Here is a 15,197-nt window from a genome sequence, read left to right as displayed (position 1 = left end):
CGCTACTTCTTGGCCCGTTGGCTTGGGGTGTGGCAGCTTATCCTACATGCTCTTATCTGTCGCCGATGAGCGCACCCTGTCGTTCCTGGACAGGGGCCGCGTCGCGGCGCCGGAGGGCGACCCGAGGGACGGGTCGCCTGCACTGATGGAGGACCGATGAAGATCACGCCCTGGTACCTGGCCGCTCTCGCTCCCTTCGCCGCGATTGGGTGCAGTGGTGCATATCTCGGGCACGCGGCCGTCGTCGTTCTGACGATCGGTATCTTCTTTGGCACGCTCTCGCTCGGCCGGACGCCGAACGCTCCCCCGCCCTCGCCGCCGAACGCGCGTGCGTGAACGCGCGTCGGTTCGGCACTGTTAACCTCGGGTCATGACGTACGACACCGTCGGCTCTCTCAAGGGCCTGGACGAGTTCTCCTTGATGGACCTCGAGGCGGTGCGTCTCATCCTGCGAGGCGACTCCGTCGTCGACTGGCACAGGCTCCACGTTCGCGACGAGGAAGAGGCGCGCACGCTCCTGCGAGCGCAGGAGTTCCGGCCCGAAGAGCCCGCAGATCGCGCGCGGCTCGAGGCGATCAAGAACGAAGCGATCGCCTATCTACGTCGGCACTTCGAGTTCCCGATCCCCAAGCCCGTCGCTCGCTGCTCCGTGGAGGAGCTCTTGGTGCTCGCCTCGGGCAAGGGTCACAGGCAGCTCTGCGCCTGCACGATCCTGAAGGCGATGCACATCATCCATCACCTCGAAGGGCGCGAGCTGCTCTTCTCGATCCCGATGTCCGACCAGGATGTTTTTCACCTGGTGGAGGAGAAGGTCTATCGGATCGTGGGCGGGATGCTCGCGGCCGGCTTCCCCATCACGGAGTTCATCGGGGGGCGGAAGAACAAGGACTCGCTCTACACGAAGCTGCTCTCGAAGACCGACACGACCGCAGCGGCAATCTACGACAAGCTGCGGTTCCGGATCGTGACGCGGGAGGCAGACGACATCCTGCCGATCCTGCTGTACCTGTCGGAGCGGCTGTTCCCGTTCAACTACGTCGTGCCCGGGCAGAGCACGAACACAATCTTTCACTTCCGTAGTTACTGCGAGCGTCACCCGTTCCTGCGCATGCTGCTTCGCGAGCTGCAAGCAGGCGTGGATGACGGTCTGACGCTCAGCAACAACACGTTCAGTGATCAGAGCTATCGCGTGATCCACTTCGTGGTGGATCTGCCGGTGCGGCTGCCGCCCGAGATCATGGAGCTGGCGCCGCCGGCAGCGTGGGCACTCGGTCCAATCGTGTTCGTGTTGTGCGAGTTCCAGCTCATCGACCGCGAGACGGAAGCGGCGAACGAGCTCGGAGACGCGAGCCACGCGAAGTACAAGGAGCGGCAAAAGGTGGCCGTGATGCGTCGGTTGAAGCTCGGCGGGCGAGCGCCGACGCGCGTGCCGACGACGAAGCGGAATCGCTAGGGAACGTTTGCGCCGGGGTTTCACCCCGGACCCGACCAGGGGTTGTCCACCCCTGGACCCGGACCAGGCACGGCCTGGACCGAGGGCGACAGCGCGCGATGCGCGCTGTCGACAAGGACAACGTCGCCAAGCGACACGTCCGCGTCGCTGTCTTGGTTGGCGAGGTGGTGGGTGGTCTTGTTTGGGCCCGTCCGAGAAACCGCGCATCGCGCGGTTTCTCGGCCCTCGGTCCAGGCCGTGCCTGGTCCGGGGTGCCGGGGGCGGACAGCCCCCGGCTGGGGTTTGGGGCAACGCCCCAACCTCCCGCCAGGGGCAAGAACGGCCGATCAGGTACGGGTCTTGAGGCCTTCGCGGTCGAGCACCACGATGCGGCGGCGGTCGACCTCGATGATGCCCTTGCGGCGGAGTTCGCCCAGGGTGAGCGTGACGGTCTCGCGGGTGGAGCCGATCATGCTGGCCATCTCCTGGTGCGTGAAGGGGGCCGAGATCAGGACGCCGCGCGGGTCGGGGATGCCCCAGCGCTGGGCGGCCTTGAGCAGGAACTCGGCCAGACGCGCTTCCACGTTGCGGAAGAGCATCGAGGCGAGACGCTCTTCCGTCTCGGCGTTGCGCTCCACGAGCGCGCCGACCAGCGCGTTCGCGAAGGCCTGATCCGAGGACATGAGCCCGCGGATCGTGGCGATCGGAACGACGAGCGCTTCCACGTCTTCCGTGGCGATCGCGCTCTCGCGGTGGTTCGGGACGCCGCCGAGCGCGGCCTCGCCGAGGAGGTCGCCCGCGCCGCGGTAGCCGAGCGAGAGCGTGTGCCCTTCGTTCAGCGCCCGGACCAGGCGGACGCGTCCGCTGCCGAGCATCACCACCGAGTTTGCGGGGTCGCCCTGGGTCACCAGTGGCCGGCCGCGCGTCACTCGCTGGATCGTTCCAGCGTCGGCCAAGAGGGTCTGCGACGCGGGCGAAGCCGCGCTACCGACCGCTCCACGCCGTAGAATCCGCCGCTTGCGTGCGTCCGGATCGAGCCCCCCGTCGTTGCCGACCGCGCCGGAACGAGCCGGGACGTTCGGTGCCATCGCATCCTTACCCATCATATCGAGACTGCTCCTCTAGGTGCGTTTTCGCCGTGCGGGCCCTGAAAAAGAACGCGGCTTGCGTTGACATCTCCGAAGTACGGCCCGTACCTTTCGGGGGCCGAAGCCCCAGCCGAAGAACCCAAGTTGGCGGGGATCCGGTGCCCCGCTCCCCTGAAGCTACGGATCGTTGGATGCGCCTCTTTAGCGGTAAAATTGCCCCTCTCAGCGAAGAAATCGTCAAAACCCTGGCGGACAACGGGGAGATCGAGTGTGAGGACCGAAAAGAGGTGGTCCGCGACCTGGAGTCCGTCTTTTCTCAGTACCTCGCGACGGAAAAGGAAGTGATGGACAAGTCGAAGGCCACGCTGGAGTCGCGTGGCCTTCCGCCGTCCGAGCTCGGGCGGATCCGGAAGATCATCGCCGAACAAAAAGGCATCAAGATCGGCGAAGACATCCTCGACTACTTGCTAGACCAGTGCATCGAGATGCTCATGCACTCGGGCAACGTCGACGAGGTCTACGGTCAGGATCACGACCTCAGGCGTCGCATGCGGCCGGTGCTGAAGAAGTACCTCGCGGCCGACGACGAGCTCGACGCCGAGGTCCGGAACAAGATGAAGAACCTGCAGGAAGGGACTCGGACCTGGGAGGTCGAGTACCAGAAGATCAAGAACGAGATCCAGCGCCGCAAGGGCCTCGTTTGAGGGGAGAGTAGAGACCGATGGGCTGGATTCCGAAGGTCGAGCAGAAGCGCCACTTCTGCCACAAGTGCAAGAACGAGCTCGTCTTCGAGGTGAAGCTCCAGCGCGCCGACACGTGTCCGCACTGCGGCGTCGACATGCACTGCTGCAAGAACTGCGAGTACTGGGATCCGTCCGCGCACAACCAGTGCAAGGAGCGGATCGCCGAGTACATCCCCGACCGGGAAAAAGCGAACTTCTGCACGTTCTTCACGTTCAAGAACGGCGTCCCCGAAGATACGTCCGCGCAGATCGCCAAGTCGAAGGCCCGCCTCGACGATCTGTTCAAGAAGAAGTAAGTCGCGAGCGCCTGCGCGTTCGAGCATCGAAACGGGCATGTCCACGCCTCGTTACCTGGTCACCGGCGGTGCCGGTTTCATCGGCAGCAACATCGTCGCGGCGCTCGTCGCCGCGGGCGAGCGCGTCCGCGTGCTCGACAACCTCGCCACGGGGATGTGGGAGAACCTCGACGGGATCTCCCCTTCCTCCGCGGTCGAGCGCATCGAGGGCGACATCCGCGACCCCGAGGCCGTCGCCAAGGCCGCCGCGGGGGTCGAGGTCGTCTTTCACGAGGCCGCGCTCGGGTCGGTGCCGCGCAGCGTCGAAGACCCGGTCACGAGCGACGCCGTCAACGTCGGCGGCACCGTCACCGTGCTCGACGTGTCGCGCCGCGTCGGCGTGCGTCGTGTCGTGTTCGCCGCGTCGTCCTCGGCGTATGGCGAGACGCCCGTCCTGCCGAAGCGCGAGGACATGCAGCCGATGCCGCTCTCGCCGTACGCCGTGACGAAGCTCGCGTGCGAGAGTTATTGCCGCGTCTTCTCCTCGATCTACGGCCTGGAGACGATGTGCCTGCGGTACTTCAACGTCTTCGGCCCGCATCAGACGCCCGAGGGGCCGTACGCCGCGGCGATCCCGCGCTTCGTCGACGCCGCGCTCGCGGGAAGGCCGATCCGGATCTTCGGCGACGGCGAGCAGACGCGTGACTTCTGCTTCGTCGACAACGCGGTGCGGGCGAACTTGCTCGCCGCTGCGTCGCCGCGGAAGCTCGCGGGCGAGGTCGTCAACATCGCGGGCGGACGGCGCGTGTCCTTGAACGCGCTTTGCGTCGAGATCGGCCGCGTCCTCGGGAGTGCGCTCGCCGTCGAGCACGGCCCGGCCCGACCGGGCGACGTGCGACATTCGCTCGCGGACGTGAGCCTCGCGCGGGAAATCCTGGGGTACGAGCCTTCCGTGCGGTGGGAGGACGGCATCGCCCCGACGATCGCGTACCTGGAGGCGCTCCGGGCGCAGGGACCCGCCGAGGCCGCTCGGCGGTCGGCCGAGCGACGCGCACAAAGTCCGCGGGAGAGCGCAAATCTTGCGGGTGCGACAACCAACGTTGTTGCACTCTTTCGGTGAGCGACGTATCCGGCAGAGCCATGCGGAGCATGACGGGGTTCGGGATCGGCGAGGTGACCCTCGGAGAGGGCCGCGTGCTCGCCGAGATCCGCTCCGTCAACCAGCGGTTCCTCGACGTTCGAACGCGACTGCCGCGCGAGCTCGCCGAGATCGCGCTTTTCGCCGAGCAAGTCGTGCGCGAGCGGCTGCGTCGCGGACGGGTCGAGCTCGTCGTGCGTACGGAGGGGCCGGTGCTGACGGCGGCGACGCTCGACGTGGCGCGTGCGCGCTCGGCGTTCCGTCAGCTCCTCTCGCTGCGGGACGAGCTCGCGCCGGGCGCGGAGCTGCCGCTCGCGTTGCTCTCGGCCGTGCCGGATCTGTTCATCCCGCCGGCGGGGCCGGAGCTCGCGGCGGTGCGCGACGCGGTCAGGCGCGCGATCGAGGCCGCGATCTCGGCGATGGACGCGATGTGCCGCGCGGAGGGCGAAGCGCTGCACGCGGATCTCTCGGGCCGGTGCCAGGCGCTCCGGCGCCTCATCGAAGCGATTGCTTCACAGGCGGACGGTTTGCGCGAGGCGGCGCAGCGGCGGCTGCACGAGCGGCTCGAACGTCTGCTCGCGAGCGCGGAGCTCACGGTGGATCGGGGCAGGCTCGAGCTCGAGCTTGCGATCCTCGTGGACAAGAGTGATTTCACCGAGGAGCTCACGCGCCTGCGGAGCCACCTCGATCAGCTCGAAGGCGTGCTCGCGTCGAGTGGGGGCGAGCCCGTGGGGAGGCGGCTCGACTTCCTTCTGCAGGAAATGGTACGCGAGGCCAACACGCTCGGCGCGAAGGCCCAGGACGCCTCGGTCAGCCAGCTCGTCGTCGGCATCAAGGTCGAGCTCGAGCGGCTTCGCGAGCAGGTGCAGAACGTCGAGTGACGCGGACACGCCCGAAGGCCCAGAACCCCAGCACGAGACCGACACGAATGGTGAGCGACTTCCTCCTCCTCATCGTCTCCTCCCCTTCCGGGGCGGGCAAGACGACGCTCTGCAACCGGCTTCGCGCGGAGTTCCCGGACCTGCGCTTCTCGGTCTCGCACACGACGCGCAAGCCTCGCCCGAACGAGCTCGACGGGCGCGAGTACCACTTCATCGACAAGGACGCGTTCGATCGGATGATCGGCGAGCACGCGTTCGCGGAGTGGGCGCCGGTGCACGGCAACTACTACGGCACGAGCGTCGCCGAGATCGAGATCGCGAAGCGCGAGGCGCGCGGCGTGCTGTTCGACATCGACTACCAGGGCGCGCGGCAGATCAAGGCGCGCATGCCCGAGGCCGCCTCCGTGTTCATCCTGCCGCCCTCGCTCACCGAGCTCGAGCGCAGGCTGCGCGGCCGCGGGACCGAGGACGAGCCGACCACGCTGCGTCGCCTCCAGGCGGCGAAGAGCGAGATCGAGCATTACGGATTCTTCGACTACGTGATCGTGAACGACGATCTCGAGCGGGCGTACGATCAGCTTCGTGCGGTGGTGTTCGCCGAGCGTTGCCGTCGTGGCCGGCACGCGCTGCTCTGCGAGCAGATGCTCGCCGAGGGGAAGGTCGGAGCCTCCACATGAGCCACGTCCTCGGGGTGATCGGCGGCAGCGGTGTGTACGCGCTCGAGGATCTCGAGGACGTCGAGGAGGTCGACGTCGAGACGCCGTACGGTCCGCCGAGCGACCTCGTGTTCCGCGGCCGCGATCGCGACTCGGGGACGACGCTGCTGTTCTTGCCGCGCCACGGACGAGGCCATCGACTCTCGCCGACGGAGATCAACTACCGCGCGAACGTGTGCGCGCTGAAGAAGCTCGGCGCCACGCACCTCGTCAGCGTGAGCGCGGTGGGATCCATGCGCGAGGAAATCCCGCCTGGGGATCTCGTGATCGTCGATCAGTTCATCGATCTCACGAAGCGCCGCACGAGCACGTTTTTCGAGGGCGGCGTCGTGGGGCATGTGGCCTTCGCCGATCCGGTTTGTCCGCATCTCTCGTCCGCGCTCGCGGACGCCGCTTCGCAGGCGCTCTCGGATACGCAGAAGAAGCTCCACCGCGGCGGCACGTACGTGTGCATCGAAGGCCCGCAGTTCTCGACACGCGCGGAAAGCCTCCTCTATCGGAGCTGGGGCGTGCACGTGATCGGCATGACGGCGATGCCCGAGGCGAAGCTCGCGCGCGAGGCGGAGCTGCCTTACGCGCTGCTCGCGATGTCGACCGACTACGACTGCTGGCACGCGACCGAGGAGGCGGTGACGGTGGAGGCGGTGATCGCGGTGCTCCGGGAGAACGTGGCGTATGCGCGGCGCGCGCTGCGGGGTCTCTCGCGTACGCTGCCCGATCCCAAGACGAGCCCGGCGCACGGCGCGCTCACGAACGCGGTCATGACCCGACGTGATCTCGTACCCGAACAGACGCGGGCGCGGCTGTCGTGGCTTTTGCCGGATCTCTCGTGCTAGAAGGGGCCGCCGTGAGCACGTCCTCTCCGATTCTCATCGTTGGATCCATGGCCTTCGACGATCTCGACCTGCCCTCGGGCAAGGCGCGCGACGTCGTGGGCGGCTCGGCCACGTACGCGGCCATGACCGCGTCGGTCTTCGCGCCGGTGCGTGTCGTTGCCGTCGTCGGGGACGATTTTCCGGAGCACGTGCTCATCGCCATGCAGGCCCGCGGCATCGACACGCGCGGCATCGAGCGGGCGAATGGAAAAACGTTCCGCTGGGCGGGCCGGTACGATCAGGATCTCGTCCACCGCACCACGCTCGACACGCAGCTCAACGTCTTCGCCGACTTCCGCCCGCGCCTGCCCGAGTCCTACCGCGACACGCCGTTCCTCCTGCTCGGCAACATCCATCCGGGGCTGCAGCTCGACGTGCTCGAGCAGGTGCGCTCGCCTCGCCTCGTCGTGGCCGACACGATGAACTTCTGGATCACGGGTGAGCCCACGCTGCTCGCGTCGATGCTGAAGCGCATCGACGTGCTCATCGTGAACGACGAGGAGGCGCGACAGCTCTCGGGCATCCACAACATCCGGCGCGCGGCGCGCGACATCCTCGCGCGTGGCCCGAAGCGCCTCGTCATCAAGCGCGGTGAGCACGGCGCGCTCCTCTTCGACGAGGAGGGCGTGTTCGCGGCCCACGGATTCCCGCTCGAGGACGAAGTGGATCCGACGGGCGCGGGCGACTCGTTCGCGGGCGGCTTCCTTGGCTACCTCGCGACGCAGTCCGACGTCACGCCGCTCGCGCTGCGGCGCGCGATGGTGCACGCGACGGCCACGGCGTCGTTTTGCGTCGAGGCGGTAGGCACGGGCAAGGTCGGCGTGCTCGCGCGCGACGAGGTCTCCGCGCGCGTCGCCGACATCCAGAAGCTCTACGAGTTCGGCGCCAGCACGATGTGATCCACCCGCTCCGCCCCGCGCGGAGTGGGCGCCGTCCGTGATAGTCTCCGCGCTCCTTTTTGCGTGGAGGAAACACGGATGCGCTTTTCGAATGTGGCCGCGTCGCTCGCGGCTTTCGGGCTTTTGTCTCTCGGGGTCCTCGGCAGCGGCTGCGGCGGTGAGGATACCCCGCCCTCCCAGCCGCCTCCTTCGAACGCGAACTGCGCGCTCACGGCCGAGTGCGTCTCGGCCGATCCCACGTGTATCGCGCTCGTCGACAACGCGAGCCAGACGGAGTTCGGCCTGCGCATGTCGCAGATCATCATCAGCAAGCCTGCGACGCTCGCGGCCGCGAGCTTCATCGGCAAGACCGTCGCAGGCGGCGTCGCGCTGAACGACACGAAGTGCAACCTGTCCGGCCAGGGCACGTTCTCGTGGTTGCTCCACTTCGACACGATGACGAACACCGTGTGCACGGGCGGCGCGAAGCCCGTCGCGAACCCCGCGGACGGCTACACCTTCGTGAACGAGATGATCGGCGGCTTCAACATCACGCCGATCAAGTTCTCGAGTGATCTCTCGCAGGGCAACTTCGAGGTCGATCAGGGTCAGGACATCATCGTCCCCGTGTACACGGCCGAGGGCGGCGAGCCCATCCTCCTGCCGCTCAAGAAGGCGCGGATCCTGGGCGGAAAGCTCTCGTCCAACAACAACTGCGTCGGCAGCTACAACGCCGAGGGCCTCGATCCGCTGAACCTCTGCAAGCCGTACCCCGAAGAGAATCAGTTCACGTTCAACAACGCGGGCAAGATCGAGGGGTACATCACGCTCGAAGATGCGGATGCCGTCGAGGTCGATCTCGCGAAGAAGTCGCTCTGCGCGCTCCTGACGGGCAAGGACGACGCCGCCACGCCGATCGCGAAGTGCGTGCGCGATGCGAACGGAAAAATCGATTACAAGGGCGATTGGTGCGACGCCACGAACGCGGCTGCGGACGGGACGTGCGCCGACGCGGTGCAGCTCGGCGCGGAGTTCGCGGCGAGCGCGGTGAAGATCAACGGCGGCTGTCCGCTCTGACGCGGAGACGTCCCGTCCGTCACGCTTGCGGCGTGCGCCGTAGGACGCGTACGATCGCGCAAATCCGGTGAAAAACGGCCTCTGGCGTGTGCGAGAGGCCGCATCGGTGGCGCTTCGGAGGTCTTCGCCATGCCTCGCTTTCTCAGACATCTCATCGGGATCATGGTCGTGATCCTCATCGCCGGTTGTGCCGGCGGTGGTTGCTCGAGCGGATGCTCGGGCTGTGGCATGACACCCTTGCCCGGCGGCTTCGATCCAAACGCCCGGATCGAGAACGCCGGCTCGGTGCGGCTCACGCAATCCGGGCTCACGTTCCTCGAGCAGAACCTCGGGCCTCTGGCCAAGAGCCTCCTTGGGGGCAGCGGGAGCGGCGGCGTCGTCACGTTCCCCATCCCCTCGACGAGCGGTTCGACCGCGGGCATCGGTTACGACGTTTGCCCCGACGGCCCCAACGAGGGCTCGAACCCGCCGAAATGCGTCGCGGAGATCGACGTCGGTAACGCCCAGCTCAACATCGACACGTCGACGCCGCACAACATCAAGATCACGGGCCCGCTGCCGCTCCGGCTCCAGGACCTGCCGATCGACATCTCGTACTTCGGCATCCCCGACAGCGCCACGGCGCGCCTGACGGGCAACGGCTGCACCACGCCGTCGACGTTTGCAAACATCGATCTGAACGTCGACATCTCGATCGAGGTCGACACGAACGCGGCGCACTCGCGGTACGGCTACTCGCGGGTCAAGGTCGGCACGCTCTCGGTCAACGAGACCCAGCTCCAGGACTCGCTCGAGTTCTGCGGTGGCGGGTTCTCGAACTTCGTGCTCAACGCGATGAAGGGCATCGTCTTCGATCTGCTCGTCGGCGAGCTCATCGGCACGCTCTCCGAGACGATCGAGGAGCAGCTCTGCCAGCAGGCGAACCCGGATCTGAACCCCTCCTGCCCGCTCGGCACGAACGACGTGGGCGGCGTTTGTCGTTATGGAACGGCCGAGAGCGACGAGTGTGCCTCGATCATCCTCGGCACCGACGGCAACGTGAACCTCGGCAGCCTGCTCGCGAGCGTCTCGCCGGGCACGAAGGGCGGCCTCGACATCCTCTTCGCGGTCGGCGGCGCGAGCCAGCGGACCGACAACAGCGGCTACGCGTGGGGTGATCTCAACCCGATCGATGGCGGCGCGACGCTCGGCATGTACGGCGGCGCGGAGCCCACGCCCATCTCGCAGTGCGTGAAGTTCTCGCCGATGGATCTGCCCACGGGCATCCCGATCCCGGACGAGATCCAGTCCAACACGGTCTCGAACTGGCCCGCGGGGCTCGACGGACCGCACGTCGGGGTCGCGGTCTCCGAGCGGTTCGCGAACTACGCGCTGAACGGCATGTACAACAGCGGCTTCCTCTGCCTCGGCATCTCCACCGAGACGGTGCCGCAGCTCGCCTCGGGCACGCTCTCGCTGCTCGCGGCCTCGCTCAAGGACCTCGGCCTCCAGCGCGAGCCGCAGCAGGTCGCGCTCGTCATCCGGCCGGGCCGCCCGCCGACGGCGACGTTCGGCAACGGCACGGACATCAACGCCGATCCGCTGATCCGCGTGAAGCTCGATCAGGCATCGTTCGACTTCTACATCTGGTCGACGGACCGCTTCATCCGCTTCATGACGGCGACTTTCGACCTCGACGTCCCCGTGAACCTCACGGTCACGCCGGACGGCCTGCTCCCGGTGCTCGACAAGATCGGCGTGACGAACGGCGTGGTCACGAACTCCGAGCTCCTCAAGGAGGATCCGGCGGTCATCGCGAGCGCGCTCCAGGGCCTCATCGGCGGCCTCGGCTCGCAGTTCCTCGGCGGGATCAGCGCGATCGACCTCGCGGACGCGCTGAGCTCGGTGGGCCTCACGCTCACGATCCCCGAGACGGTCGAAGGCCAGGGCTCTGCCGGCCTGCGCAAGCTCTCGAAGGGCAGCGACAACTACCTCGGCATCTTCGCGACGCTCGGCGTCGGCCAGGCGTCGCCCGTCGCGCCGAACCCGGGTTCGGCGGCGAAGGCCGAGCCGATCGAGACGACGGCGCGCGTGATCGAGAAGAAGCTCGATCGCACGGGCTTCCGCCTCGGCACGGTGGACGAGGAGAACGCGCCGGTCGTGACGCTGCAGATGTCGTCGCCGAGCGACCTGGGCGCGGTGCCCGTCGAGTACTCGTACCGTGTCGATCGCGGCATGTGGAAGCCGTTCACGCGTGAGCGCACCGTCGACGTGCGCGACGAGTGGCTGCGTCTGCAAGGCAAGCACACGGTGAGCGTGCGTTCGCGCGTCGTGGGCAAGCCCGAGACGCTCGACGAGACCCCGGCCGAGATCGATGTCGTGATCGACGCCGAGCCGCCCGTGATCGCGGTCGGCGAGGTGCAGGAAGGCAACCGCGTGTCCATCGACGTGCGCGACCTCGTGGGCGGCGGCGGCGAGTCCCGCGTGCGCTACCGGCTCGACGGCGGCGCGTGGTCCGCGTGGAAGCCCGTCACCGAGCTCGGGATGATCGACGTGGGCGAGTCGGCCGAGATCGACGTCGAGGCCGAGGACGCCGAGGGCAACGTGGCCGAGGCTTCGCAGGCGCTCATCCGTGGTCGCGCGCTCATCACGGGCGAAGGCTGCGGCTGCGCCGTCGTCGGCGACGATCGCACGCAGGGCAAGCCCATGTGGATCGTTGGCCTCGCGCTGCTCGGCGCGGTGATCCGGTTCGGCCGTCGCCGCTCGCCGAAGGCCGTGGCTGCGAAGCCTGTGGCGGCTCCCGCTCCCGCGCGTCGCGCTTCGTCGCGCCGCACGATCCGCGCGCTCTCCGGGCTCGCGATCATCGGCGCGGCGGGCTCGTTCGCCGGCTGCAACTGCGGCGGTGACGACAGTGCGATCGCGGCGGGTTATAGCTGCGTCGCGCCTGGCTGCACGACGCTCGAACCCGGTCTCATCGGCGCGTACACGTCGGTCGCGGTCTCCGGCAAGGGGATCTGGGTCGCCGGGTACGTCGAGGCGGACTGGGCGAACGAAAATAGCTGGGGTGATCTCGTCGTCGGCACGTGGAACGGCACGAGCGTCGGCTGGTCCGCGATCGACGGCGTCCCGGCCGAGCCCGCGGTCGATCCGACGAAGTTCAACAAGAACGGCTTCCGCGGCGGCCAGCTCGATTCGGGTGACGACGTCGGCACGTGGACGAGCATCGCCGTGAGCAGCGACGGTAACCCCGCCGTTGCCTACTACGACCGTACGAACAAGGCCCTCAAGTTCGCCCAGCGCGTGGGCGGCACGTGGAACATCGTCACGGTCGAGCAGAAGGCGCAGGCCGACATCGGGCGGTACGCGAAGCTCCTCATGGCGGGTGGCGACAAACCCACCATCGCGTACCTCTCGATCGAGCCTGGCAAGGACGGTGCGATCACCTCGAAGGTCCGCATCGCGGCGGCGACGACTGCGACGCCGGGGGCTGCGGAGTGGACGTTCGAGGACGTGGCCGTCGACGAAGCCACGCCGTGCCGCGCGTACAACTGCGCGCTCGGCGACGTGTGCGTGCAGGAGACCGGCCGCTGCCAGGAGAAGCTCACGGCGTGCGATCCCAAGTGCGGATCGGGCTCGGCGTGCGTGGACATCGGCGGCGCGACGCAGTGCGCGGACACGTTCGACGCTGCGAAGATCGACACCTACCCCGAGGCCATCGGCGACTACATCTCGCTCGCGCAGGATCCCGCGGGCGCGCTTGGCCTCGCGTTCTACGATCGCATCCGGGGTAACCTCGTGATCGCCTCGAAGAACGCGGGCATGTGGCAGACGACGATCGTCGACGGGCAGGCAGCCGATGGCACGGACACCGGCGACATGGGCATCGGCTCTTCGCTCTTCATCGACGAGAAGGGCGACTGGCACCTCTCCTACGTCGACGGTTTGTCCGAAGGCCTCCGCTACGCGCAGGTCACGAAGGGCACGACCGTGAAGTTCACGGGCATCGTGGACGACGGCCTCACGATCGACGGGATGACGAAGTTCGACGACGGCCAGCACCTGGTCGGCGACGACTCGGCGATCTACGTCGGCGCGAGCGGCGCCGTCCACATCACCTACCAGGACGCGACGGCCGGCAAGCTGCGGTATGCCGTGGGCACGCCGACCGGTGATCAGGTCGACTGGAAGGTGCGTGCCGTCGAGCAGGACGGCTTCGCCGGCGCGTTCTCGCGTCCGATCGAAGTCGAGGGCCAGTTGATGCTCGTCAACTGGTGGCGCCGCCTCGACGAGGCGGGGCCGCGCGGCGACGTCTCGATCGTCTCGCCCTGATCCACGACGAGGGCGCGCTCTTCGGGGCGCGCCCTTCCCTTCCCTCTCCGCGTTACGCCGCGGCGATCTCCGCGGCCGTCTCCAGCAGCATCTCGCGCGTCGCCGGGCCGTTCACCCGCGCGCGCTCCGCGGCGACGATCTCGAGCAGCTCCTGCTTCGTGGCGACACCGGAGTCGAGCAGCGCCCGCATGTACCCGTCGACCGCGCCCTGCGCTTTGGCGAGCTTCGTGTAGCTCGCGCCCGCGCTCTGCGCGCGGAGGGCCTCGTTCAACATCTGCTTGAGCTCCGCCAGCATCTCGCTCTTGCGTCGCATGAGACACCTCTCCCGATCCGGCAGGCTGCCGCCTCGGCCGCGCACCACGCGCGTACGCCTCTGGGGTCGGTCCTCGCCCACCCGGCTGCGCCACGCGCGCCGGATCGCCGGTACACGACGTCCCCTATCCGAGGCGCGCGCGTCGGGCCAAATTGTCGATCGTTTTTCCGAGAGGCGTCGCCGTCAGGACGAGCTGCCCTGGAGCAAGCGGCCGAGCGCGCTGTCCGCGAGCGTTGGATCGAGGCGACCGAGCGCGACCGTCGGGCCCTTCTGCGGCACGAGCACCACGCGGCAGCGACCCCGCGAGGCGGGCATCAGGTTCGTCAGGGCGAAGTCGATCGCGATGGAGACGGCCACGAGCAGCGCGCCCATGCCGAGCAGATCCGGCGAGCCCGCGCGCGCACCGTCGACGAAGAGCGAGATGCCCACGTAGCTGCCGATCGCCAGCGCGAAGAGCCCCGCGTACATCGCGAGCCGCGGATAGCGCACCTCGCGGGCCACGCGCGTCAGACCCTCGACCGGGAAGACCATCTCCCGCTCGCGTACCGTCCGTCCGAGCAGCTCCGTCTTCGCGAGCACCGTGATCGAGCGCGGCGAGACCCGCATCTCCGCGGGGCAACGGTAGCGGAGCACGAAACGCCCGAGCAGGCGGGCGATCGGCATCAGGAAGAGCAGGCCTGTCACGGCGAGCAGCACGAGCGCCACCGGACCACGCGGCGGCGGGACGAGCTCACCGGCGGCCGCGGCCGCGCCGGGGCTCCGCGCGTCCTGGAGGAGCGCGCGCACCACGGGATCACGCGCCTCGGCGGCGAGCGTCCGCGCGTCGTCCCGCGCAGCCGGCGACGAGCTCGCGCCGAGCGCTGCGGCCACCACGAGCGCCCCGGCGCGACCCACGAGCGGCGCGGCTCCTTCGTCTGCCCTGCGCACGAGCGCCGCGGCTTCTCGCCAGAGCCCGTCAGCCTTCGGCCCGAGCGCAGCATCGATCGCGGACAGCGCATCCAATGGCGTGTGCGCGGCGACCCACGCGAGCGCCTCGACCACGCGCCGCTCGGCTTCCACGCCTTCCGGCGGGGCGAGCGCGATGCCGCGGGCGAGCAGCGCCGACAGGAGTGCGCGTGTCGCCGGCCCTGTGGGCTCGTTCGGGCTCCGTTCGAGCGCGGCGAGCACGTTGCCGAAGGGGGTCTCGGCGTCTTCGGCCGAGAGGCCGAGCCTGGAAGCGGCGTCGCGGGCCCCGTCGGGCAGCGAGGTCCTTCGCTCGTCGGCGCAGGCGAACGCGATGGCGTGGACGAGGCGGGCCAGATCGTCGCCGCGCGGATGACCGGCGAGCTCGGCGAGGACTTCGTGAGGCGTTTGGTCGGCGGGCATGGCAGGGCGTGCTCTGTCGCGCGTCGCGCGCGGGTCGACTTAACCGAACGCGCGCGCCCTGGCTAGTCTTCCGGGCTCTTTCGAAGGCCCGGCCGTGGGCCGACCGTG

14 protein-coding genes are annotated in these 15,197 nt (G+C 68.3%); 11 read left to right on the top strand and 3 right to left on the bottom strand.

What is annotated here, in order from left to right; genetic code table 11:
* Positions 1-156 precede the first annotated feature (156 nt).
* Both KEG38_RS28955 and KEG38_RS28950 read left to right on the top strand, forming a co-directional pair.
* Positions 157-336, top strand: a complete 180-nt coding sequence (locus tag KEG38_RS28955; protein WP_272423088.1) for a hypothetical protein — start codon at positions 157-159, stop codon at positions 334-336.
* 34 nt (positions 337-370) lie between these two features.
* A complete protein-coding gene (locus KEG38_RS28950) occupies positions 371-1,453 on the top strand; it encodes a TIGR04552 family protein (protein WP_272423086.1) in 1,083 nt (360 codons plus the stop codon).
* A 326-nt stretch (positions 1,454-1,779) separates the two neighbouring features.
* Here KEG38_RS28950 and KEG38_RS28945 read toward each other — a convergent pair whose 3' ends face one another.
* Complete coding sequence (locus KEG38_RS28945) at positions 1,780-2,520, bottom strand: Crp/Fnr family transcriptional regulator (RefSeq protein ID WP_232379562.1); 741 nt, start codon at positions 2,518-2,520, stop codon at positions 1,780-1,782.
* Between the two features lie 191 nt (positions 2,521-2,711).
* Between KEG38_RS28945 and KEG38_RS28940 the strand changes: the two genes are divergently transcribed.
* The 9 genes from KEG38_RS28940 (at position 2,712) to KEG38_RS28900 (ending at position 13,411) form a co-directional block, all read left to right on the top strand.
* Positions 2,712-3,224, top strand: a complete 513-nt coding sequence (locus tag KEG38_RS28940) for a DUF507 family protein (protein ID WP_136929694.1) — start codon at positions 2,712-2,714, stop codon at positions 3,222-3,224.
* A gap of 17 nt (positions 3,225-3,241) precedes the next feature.
* Complete coding sequence (locus KEG38_RS28935; protein WP_153817484.1) at positions 3,242-3,559, top strand: hypothetical protein; 318 nt, start codon at positions 3,242-3,244, stop codon at positions 3,557-3,559.
* Positions 3,560-3,596: 37 nt separating this feature from the next.
* On the top strand, positions 3,597-4,658 hold the full coding sequence (locus KEG38_RS28930; RefSeq protein ID WP_272423081.1) for an NAD-dependent epimerase/dehydratase family protein: 1,062 nt from the start codon (positions 3,597-3,599) through the stop codon (positions 4,656-4,658).
* 20 nt (positions 4,659-4,678) lie between these two features.
* The gene (locus KEG38_RS28925) at positions 4,679-5,557 is read left to right on the top strand and encodes a YicC/YloC family endoribonuclease (RefSeq protein ID WP_272423079.1); all 879 of its coding nucleotides are present in this window, start codon (positions 4,679-4,681) and stop codon (positions 5,555-5,557) included.
* Between the two features lie 47 nt (positions 5,558-5,604).
* Positions 5,605-6,234: a guanylate kinase gene (gene gmk, locus KEG38_RS28920; protein ID WP_272423078.1), complete on the top strand. Its 630-nt coding sequence runs from the start codon at positions 5,605-5,607 to the stop codon at positions 6,232-6,234.
* Positions 6,231-7,109: an S-methyl-5'-thioadenosine phosphorylase gene (gene mtnP, locus KEG38_RS28915; protein ID WP_272423077.1), complete on the top strand. Its 879-nt coding sequence runs from the start codon at positions 6,231-6,233 to the stop codon at positions 7,107-7,109. Before gmk ends, mtnP begins: the two co-directional genes overlap by 4 nt.
* Before the next feature lie 11 nt (positions 7,110-7,120).
* Positions 7,121-8,047: a PfkB family carbohydrate kinase gene (locus tag KEG38_RS28910; RefSeq protein ID WP_272423076.1), complete on the top strand. Its 927-nt coding sequence runs from the start codon at positions 7,121-7,123 to the stop codon at positions 8,045-8,047.
* A 78-nt stretch (positions 8,048-8,125) separates the two neighbouring features.
* Entirely contained in the window at positions 8,126-9,103 is a 978-nt protein-coding gene (locus KEG38_RS28905) for a hypothetical protein (RefSeq protein WP_272423075.1), read from the top strand.
* A gap of 129 nt (positions 9,104-9,232) precedes the next feature.
* A complete protein-coding gene (locus KEG38_RS28900) occupies positions 9,233-13,411 on the top strand; it encodes an LBP/BPI/CETP family protein (protein WP_272423073.1) in 4,179 nt (1,392 codons plus the stop codon).
* Between the two features lie 52 nt (positions 13,412-13,463).
* Here KEG38_RS28900 and KEG38_RS28895 read toward each other — a convergent pair whose 3' ends face one another.
* Complete coding sequence (locus KEG38_RS28895; RefSeq protein WP_272423072.1) at positions 13,464-13,724, bottom strand: hypothetical protein; 261 nt, start codon at positions 13,722-13,724, stop codon at positions 13,464-13,466.
* Between the two features lie 183 nt (positions 13,725-13,907).
* Positions 13,908-15,089, bottom strand: coding sequence for a serine/threonine-protein kinase (locus tag KEG38_RS28890; protein WP_272423070.1), 1,182 nt, complete (start codon positions 15,087-15,089; stop codon positions 13,908-13,910).
* Between the last annotated feature and the right edge of the window lie 108 nt (positions 15,090-15,197).

The organism is Polyangium jinanense (assembly GCF_028435265.1).
In the GTDB taxonomy this organism is placed as follows: Bacteria; Myxococcota_A; Polyangia; order Polyangiales; family Polyangiaceae; genus Polyangium; species Polyangium jinanense.
Note: the sequence above shows the minus strand (reverse complement) of the source record. Positions and strands in the feature narration are given on the sequence as shown.

What these genes read in the sequence shown, in the direction of transcription:
- KEG38_RS28935 (WP_153817484.1), top strand. Translation starts at nt 3,242, where the DNA reads ATGGGCTGGATTCCGAAGGTCGAGCAGAAGCGCCACTTCTGCCACAAG.
- KEG38_RS28905 (WP_272423075.1), top strand. Translation starts at nt 8,126, where the DNA reads ATGCGCTTTTCGAATGTGGCCGCGTCGCTCGCGGCTTTCGGGCTTTTG.
- KEG38_RS28930 (WP_272423081.1), top strand. Translation starts at nt 3,597, where the DNA reads ATGTCCACGCCTCGTTACCTGGTCACCGGCGGTGCCGGTTTCATCGGC.
- KEG38_RS28900 (WP_272423073.1), top strand. Translation starts at nt 9,233, where the DNA reads ATGCCTCGCTTTCTCAGACATCTCATCGGGATCATGGTCGTGATCCTC.
- KEG38_RS28945 (WP_232379562.1), bottom strand. Translation starts at nt 2,520, where the DNA reads ATGGCACCGAACGTCCCGGCTCGTTCCGGCGCGGTCGGCAACGACGGG.
- mtnP (WP_272423077.1), top strand. Translation starts at nt 6,231, where the DNA reads ATGAGCCACGTCCTCGGGGTGATCGGCGGCAGCGGTGTGTACGCGCTC.
- KEG38_RS28895 (WP_272423072.1), bottom strand. Translation starts at nt 13,724, where the DNA reads ATGCGACGCAAGAGCGAGATGCTGGCGGAGCTCAAGCAGATGTTGAAC.
- KEG38_RS28890 (WP_272423070.1), bottom strand. Translation starts at nt 15,089, where the DNA reads ATGCCCGCCGACCAAACGCCTCACGAAGTCCTCGCCGAGCTCGCCGGT.
- KEG38_RS28955 (WP_272423088.1), top strand. Translation starts at nt 157, where the DNA reads ATGAAGATCACGCCCTGGTACCTGGCCGCTCTCGCTCCCTTCGCCGCG.
- KEG38_RS28950 (WP_272423086.1), top strand. Translation starts at nt 371, where the DNA reads ATGACGTACGACACCGTCGGCTCTCTCAAGGGCCTGGACGAGTTCTCC.
- gmk (WP_272423078.1), top strand. Translation starts at nt 5,605, where the DNA reads ATGGTGAGCGACTTCCTCCTCCTCATCGTCTCCTCCCCTTCCGGGGCG.
- KEG38_RS28940 (WP_136929694.1), top strand. Translation starts at nt 2,712, where the DNA reads ATGCGCCTCTTTAGCGGTAAAATTGCCCCTCTCAGCGAAGAAATCGTC.
- KEG38_RS28925 (WP_272423079.1), top strand. Translation starts at nt 4,679, where the DNA reads ATGCGGAGCATGACGGGGTTCGGGATCGGCGAGGTGACCCTCGGAGAG.